Annotated in this window: 13 protein-coding genes; 9 read left to right on the top strand and 4 right to left on the bottom strand. The window is 61.2% G+C overall.

Annotated features, from left to right (window positions below):
* Window positions 1–102: 102 nt before the first annotated feature.
* Genes F6S08_RS10860 through F6S08_RS10870 form a run of 3 tightly spaced genes read left to right on the top strand, consistent with a single transcriptional unit; the run spans window position 103 to window position 2,467 of the window.
* Window positions 103–981, top strand: coding sequence for a hypothetical protein (locus F6S08_RS10860; RefSeq protein ID WP_065926384.1), 879 nt, complete (start codon window positions 103–105; stop codon window positions 979–981).
* Window positions 966–2,012 carry a GGDEF domain-containing protein gene (locus F6S08_RS10865; protein ID WP_065926383.1) on the top strand — a complete coding sequence of 349 codons (1,047 nt, stop codon included), beginning with the start codon at window positions 966–968 and terminating at the stop codon, window positions 2,010–2,012. Before F6S08_RS10860 ends, F6S08_RS10865 begins: the two co-directional genes overlap by 16 nt.
* Window positions 2,009–2,467 carry a metallophosphoesterase family protein gene (locus F6S08_RS10870; RefSeq protein WP_315871580.1) on the top strand — a complete coding sequence of 153 codons (459 nt, stop codon included), beginning with the start codon at window positions 2,009–2,011 and terminating at the stop codon, window positions 2,465–2,467. The genes F6S08_RS10865 and F6S08_RS10870 overlap by 4 nt, the downstream gene beginning before the upstream one ends.
* A gap of 8 nt (window positions 2,468–2,475) precedes the next feature.
* Here F6S08_RS10870 and F6S08_RS10875 read toward each other — a convergent pair whose 3' ends face one another.
* Window positions 2,476–2,775: an ArsR/SmtB family transcription factor gene (locus tag F6S08_RS10875; protein ID WP_051429299.1), complete on the bottom strand. Its 300-nt coding sequence runs from the start codon at window positions 2,773–2,775 to the stop codon at window positions 2,476–2,478.
* 90 nt (window positions 2,776–2,865) lie between these two features.
* Between F6S08_RS10875 and F6S08_RS10880 the strand changes: the two genes are divergently transcribed.
* The gene (locus tag F6S08_RS10880) at window positions 2,866–3,957 is read left to right on the top strand and encodes an NADH:flavin oxidoreductase/NADH oxidase (protein WP_065926381.1); all 1,092 of its coding nucleotides are present in this window, start codon (window positions 2,866–2,868) and stop codon (window positions 3,955–3,957) included.
* Window positions 3,958–4,234: 277 nt separating this feature from the next.
* The gene (locus F6S08_RS10885) at window positions 4,235–6,361 is read left to right on the top strand and encodes a TonB-dependent siderophore receptor (protein ID WP_065926380.1); all 2,127 of its coding nucleotides are present in this window, start codon (window positions 4,235–4,237) and stop codon (window positions 6,359–6,361) included.
* Between the two features lie 251 nt (window positions 6,362–6,612).
* On the opposite strand, the gene F6S08_RS10890 is transcribed toward F6S08_RS10885, so the two are convergent.
* On the bottom strand, window positions 6,613–7,653 hold the full coding sequence (locus F6S08_RS10890) for a hypothetical protein (RefSeq protein WP_083221121.1): 1,041 nt from the start codon (window positions 7,651–7,653) through the stop codon (window positions 6,613–6,615).
* 87 nt (window positions 7,654–7,740) lie between these two features.
* Between F6S08_RS10890 and F6S08_RS10895 the strand changes: the two genes are divergently transcribed.
* Window positions 7,741–8,301: a hypothetical protein gene (locus F6S08_RS10895; RefSeq protein ID WP_027603616.1), complete on the top strand. Its 561-nt coding sequence runs from the start codon at window positions 7,741–7,743 to the stop codon at window positions 8,299–8,301.
* Between the two features lie 36 nt (window positions 8,302–8,337).
* Here F6S08_RS10895 and F6S08_RS10900 read toward each other — a convergent pair whose 3' ends face one another.
* Window positions 8,338–9,060, bottom strand: a complete 723-nt coding sequence (locus tag F6S08_RS10900) for a FadR/GntR family transcriptional regulator (protein WP_065926379.1) — start codon at window positions 9,058–9,060, stop codon at window positions 8,338–8,340.
* A gap of 48 nt (window positions 9,061–9,108) precedes the next feature.
* Window positions 9,109–10,845: an IlvD/Edd family dehydratase gene (locus F6S08_RS10905; protein WP_027603618.1), complete on the bottom strand. Its 1,737-nt coding sequence runs from the start codon at window positions 10,843–10,845 to the stop codon at window positions 9,109–9,111.
* Window positions 10,846–11,037: 192 nt separating this feature from the next.
* Between F6S08_RS10905 and F6S08_RS10910 the strand changes: the two genes are divergently transcribed.
* The 3 genes from F6S08_RS10910 to F6S08_RS10920 are packed head-to-tail and all read left to right on the top strand — an operon-like array spanning window position 11,038 to window position 14,959.
* On the top strand, window positions 11,038–12,360 hold the full coding sequence (locus F6S08_RS10910; protein ID WP_053139479.1) for an MFS transporter: 1,323 nt from the start codon (window positions 11,038–11,040) through the stop codon (window positions 12,358–12,360).
* A 15-nt stretch (window positions 12,361–12,375) separates the two neighbouring features.
* A complete protein-coding gene (gene araD1, locus F6S08_RS10915) occupies window positions 12,376–13,368 on the top strand; it encodes an AraD1 family protein (protein WP_065926377.1) in 993 nt (330 codons plus the stop codon).
* A gap of 10 nt (window positions 13,369–13,378) precedes the next feature.
* Window positions 13,379–14,959 carry an aldehyde dehydrogenase (NADP(+)) gene (locus F6S08_RS10920; RefSeq protein WP_065926376.1) on the top strand — a complete coding sequence of 527 codons (1,581 nt, stop codon included), beginning with the start codon at window positions 13,379–13,381 and terminating at the stop codon, window positions 14,957–14,959.
* Window positions 14,960–14,965 lie beyond the last annotated feature (6 nt).

Below are 14,965 nucleotides of genomic sequence, written 5' to 3' on the forward strand. Positions count from 1 at the left end.
CCCAAGGCAAAACGCCATTATCGGTGCTGCAATTGAGATCAGTGGATCCAAGTTGTTTGATCAGGGCTCTTTCTCATGTGCAGTGGTTCGTTGAAGTTGGCGATGGAACAGTCGGCGCGGGCGTTTGAGCGCCATGTGGAGTTTGAAGCGAGTATTCGTACCCATTATTCGATTTTGCTGGAGTCCTATTCAAAAAGACCGTTTTTCTACAAGACCGCACTGAAGTTCAGTCGCTTGATGGTGTCCTTTACGTTATTGAGCACGTATTTCTCCAAGCCAGTTCCCTTACTGTCCGAGGTGAAAGAGTTTTGTGTGGCGCGCGGGTTCTGTTCGAGAAACAGCCTGGAGTCGATCTTCCTGCTGTTCAGGGTCCTGGGGTTCATGACGGTGTCGAGGCATGCGGATGACAGTCGTTTGCGGGTATTCAGTCCGTCATCCCAAGCCTGCGAGGAGATCAGGCTGATGCTTACGTCCGTGGTCGAGCCGCTGGGCGTGATGTGCCCGGAAACCGAGGTGTGCGGGTCAATGGCCGGGTTGGATGATCGCGCCTATCTGGCCCGTTATTTCAAAGGTTTTTCGGTGCTTCTGCGCCAGAACGTGACGATTGACCTGTTGATGCCTGATTGTTATTGGCTGGTAAAACGCGATGCCGGACATATGTTGATGCTGGCGATCTATAACGATGCGTGTGCGCTGGATAATCAAGGGGCAAGTTTCAGGTCTTCGTCCTACCTTTCCATCGCTGAGCAACTCTCGGTGTCCAAGACCCACGTTATTCGTCTGGTGCAAGAGGGGGCCGACCGGGGCTATTTCAAGATTCATTCCAAGACACTGCTTGAAGTCCTGCCACCTTTTATCGTGTTGGTAAGGCGGTTCATGGCGTATTCGTTTGCGACCTGCCTGCACAGTCTTCAACTGAGTCATGTCGATAATAAAGCGGCCACTCATGCACAGGGAGTGACGGGATGCCGGCTAATGTAAAGCTCAGGCCACGGATGCAAAGGCTGCTGTCGCCCGCCATTGCCCAGGCCGAACTGATCGGGATTTTCGCCTGGCTGGCGGTGTTGCTGGTTGATCGCGGGAGGATGTTCGGCTGGCCGGTCGTGCTGGTCACGATGGGTCTGTGCGCGGTGTATGGGGTCCACCGGGTGGTGACTCAGTATGTGCTGTGGCGGGCGCTGGGCGTGGCCTACATGGCGCTGCTGTCCGCAGGTTTTGCCTATGTGGTTCACACCCGGCCTGCGTTGCAGGTGTTTGCCTTGCCGCTGGCCGTGACCCTGGTAATGAGCAGCGCAATCCTGTTTATCGTGGTTCAGGATTTTCTGTTCTGCGCCGCGTTGGTCTGGTTACTGACGTGGCCCCACATTCAGTTGAGCCTTTACGCAGGCGTCGACACCTACGTGTTTATCTTTTGCGCCGCGTCGGTGGCGATCGGTTCTGTCTTGAATGTCTACTACCTGAAAAACCTGCGCTCCGTGTTACTGGTCGAGAGTGAGTTTCGGGAATTGGCCGAGACGGATTACTTGACCTCCATCCTGAACCGGCGCGCCTTTATGGAGAGCTTCGCCAAACTGATTGCGGCCGGTGATACGGGCTACTTCATGATGTTGGATATCGACAGTTTCAAATTGAAGAATGACCAGTTCGGCCATGACGTCGGCGACAGGATTCTCTGTGCGATGGCCGCGTGCCTGAAAGCCACCCCCGGCAGCCACAGTTTCGGCAGGATTGGCGGTGAAGAATTCGGCGTGCTGCTGGTGGGCGATGACCCTGATGTCGCCACCGACTACGCGCTGCGCCTGCTGCAGGGGATTCGGTGCAGTGTCGCGCCGCCCCATCACTACACCTGCAGTGCGGGCATGACACGCTTTACGGCCGGGGCCGATATGTCGGCGGTCCTCAAACGTGCCGACCGCAACCTCTACGCCGCCAAGGGCAACGGCAAGGACCGTGTATATCTGGATGGCGCGCCGGTGTTTCACCGTTCGATGTCCACCCCGGAGGCCTTATGAAAGTTGGCGTGATTTCCGATACCCATGGCCTGCTGCGGCCTGAAGCCGTGGCGGCCTTGCAGGGATGTGAACAGATCATCCATGCCGGCGATATCGGCAGCCCTGAGATTCTTCAGCAATTGGCACAGATCGCGCCCCTGCACGTGGTGCGTGGCAACAATGACCACGACGCGGCGTGGGCGGAGCAGGTGCCCGATCATCTGATGCTGGAGGTGGACGGATGGCGGACGTTGGTGGTGCATGATATCGCCGACGTACCCGCCTTACTCCACACGTCTACTCGGCTGGTGATCACCGGCCATTCGCACAAGCCCCTGATCGAATGGCGGGGCGCAACACTGTACGTAAACCCCGGCAGTGCAGGGCGGCGGCGCTTCAAGTTGCCGGTGACGTTGGCGGTGCTGGACGTGCGGGAAATGACGATCGAGTCGCAGCTGATCGCGCTGCTGGACTGATCCGGTTTTTATCGTTGCGTCAGGATGCTCTGCAACAATCCCGGAAACCGTTCCTCAAGCACCTCGCCGCGCAATGAATTCATGTGGGTAGTGCCCACGCTGCGGGTGTGTACCAGGCCGGCATCGCGCAGGACCCGGAAGTGGTGGGACATGCTGGACTTGGGGCGCCCGCCGTCCAGTTCGCCGCAACTGGCCTCGGGCACGCCGGCCAGGCAGCGGACAATCTCCAGGCGCACCGGATCACTCAGCGCGTATAGCAGGCGCTCGAGGGTCAGGTCTTCCGGGGTGGGGTGTTTAAAGGCTCGCATGAAACGAATTATAACAGGGGGCTATCATCGAATACCATAGTTCGATTACCATCGAACTATCGAATCATCCACTCGCTCCCGGAGTTCTCAATGTCCGCTTTGTTCGAACCGTTCACACTCAAAGACGTCACCCTGCGCAATCGCATCGCCATCCCGCCAATGTGCCAATACATGGCCGATGACGGCATCGTCAACGACTGGCACCTCGTACACCTGGCCAGTATGGCTCGGGGTGGTGCCGGTTTGCTGGTGGTCGAGGCCACCGCTGTAGCGCCTGAGGGGCGTATCACCCCAGGCTGCGCCGGTCTCTGGAGCGACGCCCACGCCGAAGCGTTCGTGCCCATGGTCAAGGCCATCAAGGCCGCCGGTTCGGTGCCCGGCATCCAGATCGGCCACGCCGGTCGCAAAGCCAGCGCCAACCGCCCGTGGGAAGGGGACGACCACATACCTGCCTCCGATGCGCGCAGCTGGGAAACCATCGCGCCGTCGGCCATCGCCTTTGGTGCCAACCTGCCGCAAGTGCCACGCGCCATGACCCTGGACGACATCGCTCGGGTCAAGCAGGACTTCGTCGACGCCGCCCGCCGTGCCCGTGACGCCGGTTTCGAGTGGATCGAACTGCACTTCGCCCATGGCTACCTGGGCCAGAGCTTCTTCTCCGAGCATTCCAACCAGCGCACCGACGCCTACGGTGGCAGCTTCGACAACCGCAGCCGTTTCCTCCTGGAAACCCTGGCTGCCGTGCGCGAGGTCTGGCCGGAAAACCTGCCGCTGACCGCGCGTTTTGGCGTGATCGAATACGACGGCCGGGACGAACAGACCCTGACCGAATCCATCGAACTGGCCCGTAACTTCAAGGCCGGCGGCCTGGACCTGCTGAGCGTCAGCGTCGGTTTCACCATCCCCGACACGAATATCCCGTGGGGCCCGGCCTTTATGGGCCCGATCGCCGAGCGCGTGCGCCGCGAAGCGGGCATCCCGGTGACCTCGGCCTGGGGCTTTGGCACGCCGCAACTGGCGGAAGGTGCGTTGCAGGCTGGGCACCTGGACCTGGTCTCGGTCGGTCGTGCGCACCTGGCTGACCCGCATTGGGCGTACTTTGCGGCCAAGGAACTGGGGGTTGAGAAGTCGTCCTGGACCTTGCCGGCGCCTTACGCCCATTGGTTGGAGCGGTATCGCTGATCGGATCCTGACGACATATAGAAATCCAAATGTGGGAGGGGGCTTGCTCCCGATAGCGGTGGAACAGCCAGCTTATTTTCAGCTGATCCACCGCTATCGGAGCAAGCCCCCTCCCACATTGGGTTCGCATCAAACTTCCTGCATGTCGATACCAAGGGGTTACCTGAAAAATAGCGAATGAGAACAGATGTCAAACGCGAATGGATTGGTATACCATTCGCGCGAATTTTTGGCAGGTTTGCCGCCCCATCTGGCTCATTCACTAGGTTCAACATCCATGCGTCGTACCCTGATTTCCCTCTGCGTGCTTCAGGCGTTTTCCCCGTTTACCTGGGCCGAGGTTGTCCCTGCCGACAAGGCCAGTCTTGAGCTGCAAGCCACCAATGTCACCGGCGAGGCGGACTACGAGACGGCTCAAGGGCCGGTCAAGGGCTACCACGCCACACGTTCGGCGAGTGCGACGCGCACTGACACCTCGATTCATGAAACCCCGCAGTCCATCAGCGTCGTGTCCAAGGATGTGGTCGAAGACATCGGCGCCACCCGTTTGCAGGACGCCCTGGACTACGCCGGTGGCGTCGGCCGCGCCAATAACTTCGGCGGCCAGGGGCTCACCACCTTCACCGTACGTGGCTTTACCACCGGCGAGTTCTACCGCAACGGTTTCCCGATCAACCGCGGTTACCCGAACATGCCGGACGCCAACACCATCGAACGCCTCGAAGTGCTGCGCGGCCCGGCGACCATGCTGTATGGCCGTGGCGATCCCGGCGGCACCTTCAACGTGGTGTCCAAGCAACCGCTGGCCGAGCCGACCGTGACCCTCGGCAGCCAACTGGATGACCAGGGCATGCAGCGCGCCACCCTCGACGCTTCCGGCCCGCTGGACGAACAAGGTCGCCTGGCCTATCGCCTGAACGTGGTGGGCGAGGGCGGTGACACGTTCCGTGATCACGTCGAGACCGAACGCTACGGCGTGACCCCGGTGATCACCTGGCAGGCCAGCGATGACACCAAGGTGATCTTCGAAGGCGACTTCATGCGCAACAACCACCCGCTGGACCGTGGCCTGACGCGCTACCCCAATCAAAAAGGCACTGCCTCGCGCGACACCTTCTGGGGTGAAAAAGACGTCGGCAAACTGCACAACGACAACAGCATGGCCCAGCTGCGTTTCGAGCACCTGCTCAATGACAGCTGGACCCTGGGCGGTGGTTTCCAATGGCTGGACGGCACCTTGCAAGGCAATGCCATTGAAGCCAACGGCCTGGCCGCCGACGGTCGCACCCTGGGCCGCAACTTCAACTATCGCAAACTGGAGTGGACCGACAAGGACACCCAGCTCAACCTCACCGGGCATTTCTCCACCGGTGGTTTCGACCACACCTTGCTCACCGGCGTCGAATTCGAAGACTACGACTACAAGTCGATCATCCAGCGCTCCAGCGGCGCAGTGGGTGCTTATTCAATCGACATCTTCAACCCGGTCTACGGCCAGGCGCGCCCGAACCTCACGCGCACGCCGACCCACGACAAGGAAAACCTCAAGACTTACGCCGCCTTTGTGCAAGACCAGGTGGCCCTCACCGAGCGTTTGAAAGTCCTTGCCGGCGCACGCTTCGAGCGCTTTGAACACGACTACCACACCTACGTGCCGGGCGGTAAAAGCTGGGAAGCCAGCGACAACGCCGTCACCCCACGCGTGGGCGTGATCTACGACCTCACCGACACCGTTGCGGTCTACGCCGACGCCGCGCGTTCGTTCAAGCCCAACACCGGCGCCAGTCGCCAGGGCGGTGGTTTTGAACCGGAGAAAGGCAAATCCTACGAGATGGGCATCAAGTGGGAAGCCCTGGACCGTCAACTGAGTGTCGACGCCGCGATCTACCAGATCGAGAAGAAAAACGTGCTCACCACCGACCCTCTCGACTCCACCTTCAGCGTCGCCGCCGGCCAGGTGCGCAGCCGTGGTTTCGACCTGAACGTGGCGGGCAATATCACCCCCGAGTGGCGTGTGATCGGTGGCTACGCCTACGTGGATGCCGAAGTGACCAAGGACAACACCCTGCGCAGCGGCACGCGCTTGCTGAACATCCCGCGTAACAGCTTCAGCCTGCTCAACGTCTACGAGTTCCAGGACGGCGCCCTCAAGGGCCTGGGCCTCGGCGCGGGTGGCAAGTATGTGGATGAACGGGCCGGGCAGACCTCCAACAACGCCTTCTCGATGGATGCCTACACCGTGGTCGACCTGCTCAGCTACTACAAGGTCAACGACAAGGTGCGGCTGAACCTGGACGTGAAGAACCTGTTCAATCGCGACTATGAAGAAGGTGCGTTCGGCAACGTATACGCCTACCCCGGCGAACCGCGCACGGTGCAGGTCGGCATCGCCTACACCCTCTAACGGCCTACACGGTTTCAATGTGGGAGGGGGCTTGCCCCCGATGACCATGGGTATCTACACATTCTCGACGTGATATTGCGCGGTATTTGATAAGACGGTATCTATGCGCAAGCTTGCTCAAAATGTGTAGATACCTATGCCCCGATGACGGTAGATCGGCCGATGACGCTGTGACTGATCCACCGCGCCCATCCGGGCTTGGCATACACCAAGCCCTTGGCGTTAAGTTTCACAAGGCGTCGTCAGGTCCTTCAATTCTGCCAGCACTGCGCATACCGCTCACACACGCCATAACGCTTATCCAATTCGGCCATGTGTGCCCAGTTGTCGGCCATTGCTTCTTTCTCCAGCAATCCATTCAACTGCCGGTAGTACTGCAGCATCGCACCGTTGACAGCCAATGCCTGAGTGATGTCGGTGGCCGGGGTATCGGGCACCAGGGTTCTTAACGTGGGCGTGTCCAGCCGTGAGAGGCGCGCACGGTACTCAACCTTGTACTGCTCAAGTGCTTTGGCCTTTACGCCCTGAGCCTGGACCAGGTAGTTCACGACGTTCTGACGATACTGCGCCCAATAGGCATCCGGCAGATCAAGGTTCATCTGGGCCTTGCGCTTGTTGACCACCAGATCAGTTGCGTGATCGCGCGCGCTGTCGTCCAGCGGGCTGGCCTGGGGTTTCATTTCCGCAATGATGCTCGGGGCGATAATCTGCTCGGCCAAGGCATCACGCTCCGGGGTGGCGGGGAGGCCTTTCGGCGGCGCGGGGAACAGCGCATTGGCACCTACGCAGCTGGGCAGCCCTTTATTGATCACCGGGACCGGTGAGCGCACCACCTGGCCTTTTACTGAATGCAGACGTTTGAGTGTCGTCACACACTGGCGGCCTGCGCCAGTGAACGTCACCTCGTATTCCGCGCCGTTTTGCGGAGTGAGGGTGAAAGCCATGCCGCACACCGAACCTGTGCCTTGGGTATTCAAGTGCAGGAACAGTTCTTTGTTGGCGGGCAAGCGGATTTCCAGGTAGGGCGTTTTTTCGGAGACCGGCGGCATCGACATGTCCGCCCGCCTGCGGGTGTTGGCCAGGAACAGATTGTTAAGGATGCCGGTGGTCTGTCCATCGCAATGTTGCGCATCTATTACACTCAGCGTGGCGCTGCTCATGTCGCTGACAAATCGTAGCTTGGCAGCATCCGGTCCGGTGGCATCGGGGTACGTACCCGACACGCTGCAGCCGCTCAATATCAACGCGAAAAATGTTGCGCCGAGCGCACGGCCTGCAAATAAATTACTCATGGAAGGGGGGTCATCCTTAACGCCGATGTTGAGAAGTGCCGCATGATACTGGCAAAGTTGAACTTTTTTCGATGGACCGAGGATTGAATGCGCAAAATAAGTCAGTTGTTTGTGATCGGAACCGTGGCCTTGATGAGTGCCTGCTCGGCATTGCCACCTGAAATGGCATTGGATTCAAAAGTCTATTCCGCCGAAAACGCAGGTCTTGTCCTGGGCGCACTGATCGAGGGTGGGCCCTACGGAACCTGGATGAGCTTTCACAATGTGGACACCGGCAAAGACTATGGCTGGGGCCCCAAGGACTACTACTCGGCATGGTTGCCTGGAGGCACCTATGAAGTCAGTGACCTTGGCTCGCGTCGTGGCGTGATGGGACCCTACTCGAAGCCGCTGCGCTTTACCGTCACCAATGGACAAATCAATTACGTGGGCGAAATGACCTATGGTTGCCCGCTCGCGGCTCGCCCGGCCGCGATCTATGGCGTGAAAAACTGCGGACTCCTTGCGTTGGGGACCTGCACCGTTGATTACCCCAGCATTGGCATCTGTGTGGTGGATCGACAGGAGCAGTCCGTTCGCACCTTCGTCAAGCAGCACCCGCAATATTCCGAGCTACCGGTCAAGTCGGCCGTGATGTCGACGCGTTGACCCTTGCGCCGAGTTGAGCGTGGAGGCTCTATCGGGTTATAGCGGCGTCAGCACATTCATCACCGTATCCAACGCCACTCGCGTGTCATCCAGCTGCACCAGCGACGCATGCCGCGCGCCGAGGGCGTCGCGGTTCTGGATCGCGGTGAGGATCGCCTTGTGCCGGGGCAGGCTCAGGCCCTGGATGTCCGGGCGGCGGTTGGTGATGTTGATCGACTCGCGCAGCGGCAACGACAGCATGTTGCACATATAGGCGAGCAGGTCGTTGCGGGTGGCATCGGCAATGGCGCGGTGGAAGTCCAGGTCGGCCTGCAGCAGCTGTTCGTGGGTCTGCGCGGTTTCCATGCCCTGGTAGGCTTTTTCGATGGTGGCGATGTCTTCATCGGTGGCGGTGGTCGCGGCCATGGCGGCGATCTCCGGCTCGAGGATGCGCCGCACACCGGCCAGGGTATTGAAGAATTCACTGTGGGGCGTGGACTGCATCAGCCAGGACAACACGTCCGGGTCGAGGAGGTGCCATTTCAAGCGCGGCCGCACCACCGCGCCCACCCGCGGCTTGGAATACACCAGGCCCTTGGCGCTGAGCACCCGGGTCGCCTCGCGCAACACCGAACGGCTGACCTTGTACTCCTCGCAGAGCGTGGCCTCCATGGGCAGCCGTTCTTCGGGCTTGAAGCGACCTGAAACGATGTGCATGCCCAAGTCCTGAACGATCTGGGCATGCATGCTCTTGCGCGGCTTGGGCGGCTGGTGATCCATAACGACAGGGATGCTCTGACTTAAATTCGCGGCATCATAGCATCCCAATTAGTGGGAATGCCGGGGGACTTCAGCCCCACGGCAACCCACCAGGAAGTCAAAGTCGCAACCCTGGTCGGCCTGCAGCACATGATCGATGTACAACTGGCGGTAGCCGCCGACGATCAGGTTCTGCGGCGGTTTCAGGTCGGCCATGCGCGCCGCCAGCTCTGCGTCGGGGATGTCCAGGTGCAGGCGGCCATTGGCGCAGTCGAGTTCGATCCAGTCACCTTCCTTCACGGTGGCCAACGGTCCACCGGCAGCGGCTTCCGGCGCCACATGCAAGACCACGGTGCCGTAGGCGGTGCCACTCATGCGCGCGTCGGAGATCCGCACCATATCGGTCACGCCTTGGGCCAGCAGTTTCGCCGGCAAACCCATGTTGCCGACTTCGGCCATGCCTGGGTAACCCTTGGGCCCGCAGTTTTTCATGACCAGGATCGAGTTGGCGTCCACGTCCAGTTCAGGGTCGTTGATGCGCGCCTTGTACATGTCGAAGTTCTCGAACACCACCGCACGGCCGCGATGCTGCATCAGCTCGGCGCTGGCTGCCGACGGCTTGAGCACCGCGCCGAGTGGCGCCAGGTTGCCGCGCAACACGCAAATGCCGCCGTCGGCGCGGATCGGGTTATCGAGGGTGCGGATCACTTCGTCCTGGCCGTAGATCGGCGAGTCCTTGGTGTTCTCGCCGAGGGTCTTGCCGTTGACGGTCAGGGCGTTCGGGTGCGGGATCAGGTTGGCTTCACCAAGGCGACGCAGCACGGCGGGCAGGCCGCCGGCATAGTAGAACTCTTCCATCAGGAAGCGCCCGGACGGTTGCAGGTCGACGATGGTCGGCATGCCGCGACCGATGCGGGTCCAGTCGTCCAGGTCGAGCTCGACGCCGATGCGCCCGGCGATGGCTTTCAAGTGGATCACGGCGTTGGTCGAACCACCGATGGCGGCGTTCACGCGGATGGCGTTTTCAAACGCCTCCTTGGTGAGGATCTTCGACAGCTTCAAGTCTTCGCGCACCATCTCTACCGCACGCATGCCGGACATATGGGCCAGCACATAACGCCGCGCATCCACCGCCGGGATCGCCGCGTTGTGGGGCAGGGACGTGCCCAGTGCCTCGGCCATGCAGGCCATGGTCGACGCAGTGCCCATGGTGTTACAGGTGCCCGCCGAGCGCGACATGCCGCCTTCGGCCGCGAGGAAATCATCCAGGGTAATGGTGCCGGCCTTGACCTGTTCACTGAGCTGCCACACCACGGTGCCCGAGCCGATGTCCTGGCCCTTGTGCTTGCCGTTGAGCATCGGCCCACCGGTGACCACGATGGCCGGTACGTCGCAACTGGCGGCGCCCATCAGCAGGGCCGGGGTGGTCTTGTCGCAGCCGGTCAGCAACACCACACCGTCAATCGGGTTGCCGCGGATGGCTTCCTCCACGTCCATGCTCGCCAGGTTGCGAGTGAGCATGGCGGTGGGGCGCAGGTTGGATTCGCCGTTGGAGAACACCGGGAATTCCACCGGGAAGCCACCGGCCTCGATCACGCCACGTTTGACGTGCTCGGCGATCTGGCGGAAATGCGCATTGCACGGGGTCAGCTCCGACCAGGTATTGCAGATGCCGATGATCGGCTTGCCATGGAACTGATGGTCGGCAATGCCCTGGTTCTTCATCCAGCTACGGTACATGAAGCCGTTTTTGTCGGCGGTACCAAACCACTGGGCGGAGCGTAGGCCGGGCTTTTTATCAGACATGATCGATTCTCTTATTGTATGACTATATGTTCTATGTGTGCTTAAACATAAGCGCAAAATCGATGCTTTGGAAGAGTTGTTTTGCAAATAGTCCTACTATATAGTCTGGCTTAACTGAGGTATGACCCTGGCGGATTTCCGCGAGAGGCGTCCCCCGAGCTTCTATAAAAACAACAATCGGAGATCGACCCCATGAGCCAGGAACTGCGGCTTATTCGGCGCATCACGCTGAAACTGATTCCCTTCCTGATCCTGCTGTACCTGATCGCCTACGTGGACCGTTCCGCCGTGGGGTTTGCCAAGCTGCACATGGGCGCCGACGTCGGTATCGGCGATGCGGCCTATGGCCTGGGCGCGGGGTTGTTCTTTATTGGCTACTTCCTCTTCGAGATCCCCAGCAACCTGATGCTCGACCGCTTCGGCGCACGGCGTTGGTTCGCGCGGATCATGATCACCTGGGGCGCGATCACCATCGGCATGGCCTTCGTGCAAGGGCCGCACAGCTTTTATGTGATGCGCTTCCTGCTCGGCGCTGCCGAAGCCGGGTTCTTTCCCGGCGTCCTGTACTACATCACCCAATGGTTCCCGGTGCGCCATCGCGGCAAGATCCTCGGGCTGTTCATCCTCTCTCAACCGATTGCGATGATGATCACCGGCCCGGTGTCCGGCGGCCTGCTGGGCATGGACGGCATCCTCGGCCTGCATGGCTGGCAGTGGCTGTTCATCGTGATCGGCACCCCGGCGATCCTGCTCACCTGGCCAGTGCTGCGCTACCTGCCGGATGGCCCCAAGCAGGTCAAATGGATGAGCGACGCGGAAAAAACCTGGCTCACCGATGAATTGGCCAAGGACCTGCAAGCCTACGGCCAGACCCGCCACGGCAACCCGCTGCATGCCCTCAAGGACAAACGCGTGTTGCTGCTGGCGCTGTTCTACCTGCCGGTGACCCTGAGCATTTACGGCCTGGGCCTGTGGTTGCCGACCCTGATCAAACAGTTTGGCGGCACCGACCTGGTCACCGGCTTTATCTCCGCCGTACCGTACATCTTCGGCATCATCGGCCTGCTGATCATCCCGCGCAGTTCCGACCGCCTGAATGATCGCTACGGCCACCTGGCCGTGCTGTATGTGCTGGGCGCCATCGGCCTGTTTTTCAGCGCCTGGCTGAGTGTGCCGGTGCTGCAAATGGCCGCGCTGTGCCTGGCGGCGTTTGCGATGTTTTCCTGCACCGCCGTGTTCTGGACCTTGCCGGGGCGCTTCTTTGCCGGCGCCAGTGCGGCGGCGGGCATTGCCTTGATCAACTCGGTGGGCAACCTCGGCGGCTATATCGGTCCGTTCGTGATCGGTGCGCTCAAGGAATACACCGGCAACCTCGCCTCGGGCTTGTACTTCCTGTCCGGGGTCATGGTGTTCGGGCTGGTCTTGACCGGCGTGGTCTACCGCCTGCTGGAGCGCAAGCACGTACTGCCCGCCGATCAATTCGCCGCCAGCGCCCGTGGCGCCACACGTACTTAATCTGGGAGAAGTTTCATGCGTTTAGTTCAGTTCGAGTCAAGCAACGGTGAACGCCGGGTCGGCGTTGTAGAAGGCGCCACAGTGCGCGAAGTGCGTACCGCGCGCAGCGTGCGCGAACTGGCGCTGGCCGCCATCGAGGCGGGCGTCAAGTTGCAGCAGCAGGTCGAGAGCCTGGGCCTGGGCGACAGCCATGACTACGCCGCACTGCTGGCCGACCTGAAGATTTTGCCACCGCTGGACCACCCGGACCCGGCCCATATGCTCATCAGCGGCACCGGCCTGACCCACCTGGGCAGCGCCTCGGCGCGGGACAAAATGCACCAGCAGGCCGGCGATGAGAGCGCCTTGACCGACACCATGCGCATCTTCAAATGGGGCGTGGAGGGCGGCAAGCCCGCTGCCGGCCAGGCCGGTGTGCAACCGGAATGGTTCTACAAGGGCGACGGCAGCATCGTCGTGCGCCCAGGCGAAGCCTTCCCGGTGCCACCGTTTGCCGAAGACGCCGGTGAAGAACCGGAAATCGGCGGCCTGTATGTAATCGGCCCGGACAGCAAGCCCTATCGCCTGGGGTTTGCAGTGGGCAACGAGTTCTCCGACCACATCATGGAGCGCAAAAACTACCTGTACCTGGCCCATTCCAAGCTGCGCAGCTGCAGCTACGGCCCCGAACTGCGCGTGGGCGAGTTGCCCCAGCACCTGGCCGGCACCAGCCGCATCCTGCGTAACGGCGAGGAAATCTGGCGGAACGAATTCCTCAGTGGCGAGGCCAATATGTGCCACAGCCTGGAAAATCTTGAGTACCACCACTTCAAATACCGCCAGTTCCTCAAGCCGGGCGATGTGCATATTCACTTCTTCGGTACCGCCACGCTGTCATTCGCCGATGGTATACGTACCCAACCGGGCGATGTGTTCGAGATCAGCCAGGCCGAGTTCGGCGCGCCGTTGGTCAATGGCGTCGGCAGCAGCGATGCGGCCTTTGAACCCGGCCAAGTCACCCCCCTTTAAGGAGATCAACATGACCCAGTTCCTCGGCCACAACTACATCGGCGGCCAGCGCAGCGCCAACGGCAGCGTCAAGCTGCACAGCGTCGATGCCAGCACGGGCGAAACCTTGCCGCAGGATTTCTATCAGGCCACGCCGGAAGAAGTCGACGCCGCCGCCAAGGCCGCCGCCGCTGCGTATCCGGCGTACCGTGCGTTGAGTGCCGCGCGCCGTGCGCAGTTCCTGGACGCGATCGCCGACGAGCTGGATGGCCTGAGCGATAACTTCATCGAGCTGGTCTGCCGCGAAACCGCGCTGCCTGCCGCCCGTATCAAAGGCGAGCGTGGGCGTACCAGTGGCCAGATGCGCCTGTTCGCCACGGTGCTGCGTCGCGGTGATTTCTACGGCGCACGCATCGACAAGGCGTTACCCGATCGCCAGCCGCTGCCACGCCCGGACCTGCGCCAATACCGCATTGGCCTGGGCCCGGTGGCCGTGTTTGGCGCGAGCAACTTCCCCCTGGCGTTTTCCACGGCCGGTGGTGATACCGCTGCGGCGCTGGCGGCGGGCTGCCCGGTGGTGTTCAAGGCCCACAGCGGGCATATGGCCACGGCTGAACAGGTGGCCAATGCCATCATCCGTGCGGCTGAAGCCACCGAGATGCCTGCCGGTGTGTTCAATATGATCTTCGGCGGCGGCGTCGGTGAGGCGCTGGTCAAGCACCCGGCGATCCAGGCAGTGGGCTTTACCGGCTCGCTCAAGGGCGGTCGCGCCTTGTGCGATATGGCCGCGGCACGCCCGCAGCCGATCCCGGTGTTTGCCGAGATGTCGAGCATCAACCCGGTGATCGTCCTACCCCAGGCCCTGCAAGCGCGGGCGGATGCTGTCGCTCGGGATCTGACCGCGTCGGTGGTGCAAGGCTGCGGCCAGTTCTGCACCAACCCTGGCCTGGTGATCGGTATCGCTTCGCCGCAGTTCACCGCGTTTACCCAACAGGTCGCCCAACTGATCGGTGAGCAACCGGCGCAAACCATGCTCAATGCCGGCACCCTGAGCAGCTACGGCAAAGGCCTGGAAAAACTCCTGGCGCACCCTGGCATTCAGCATTTGGCCGGTAGCACCCAGGCGGGCAATCAGGCGCAACCGCAGCTGTTCAAGGCCGATGTGCGCTTGCTGATCGATGGCGATGAAGTGCTGCAGGAAGAAGTCTTCGGCCCTACCACGGTGTTTGTCGAAGTTGCTGATCAAGCCCAACTCAGCGCTGCCTTGCACGGCCTGCACGGCCAGCTCACGGCGACGATCATTGGCGAACCGGCAGACTTTCAACAGTTCGCCGAACTCACGCCGCTGCTGGAACAGAAAGTCGGGCGCATCCTGCTCAACGGCTACCCGACCGGCGTCGAAGTCTGCGATTCGATGGTGCACGGCGGCCCGTATCCGGCGACGTCGGATGCCCGTGGCACCTCGGTCGGCACCTTGGCCATCGACCGTTTCCTGCGTCCGGTGTGCTTCCAGAACTACCCGGATAGCCTGCTGCCTGACGCGTTGAAAAACGCCAACCCGTTGCGCATCCAGCGCCTGGTGGATGGCACGCCATCCCGCGACTCGCTGTAAACACTT

The organism is Pseudomonas sp. JV449 (genome assembly GCF_032424295.1).
Classification (GTDB): domain Bacteria; phylum Pseudomonadota; class Gammaproteobacteria; order Pseudomonadales; family Pseudomonadaceae; genus Aquipseudomonas; species Aquipseudomonas marginalis.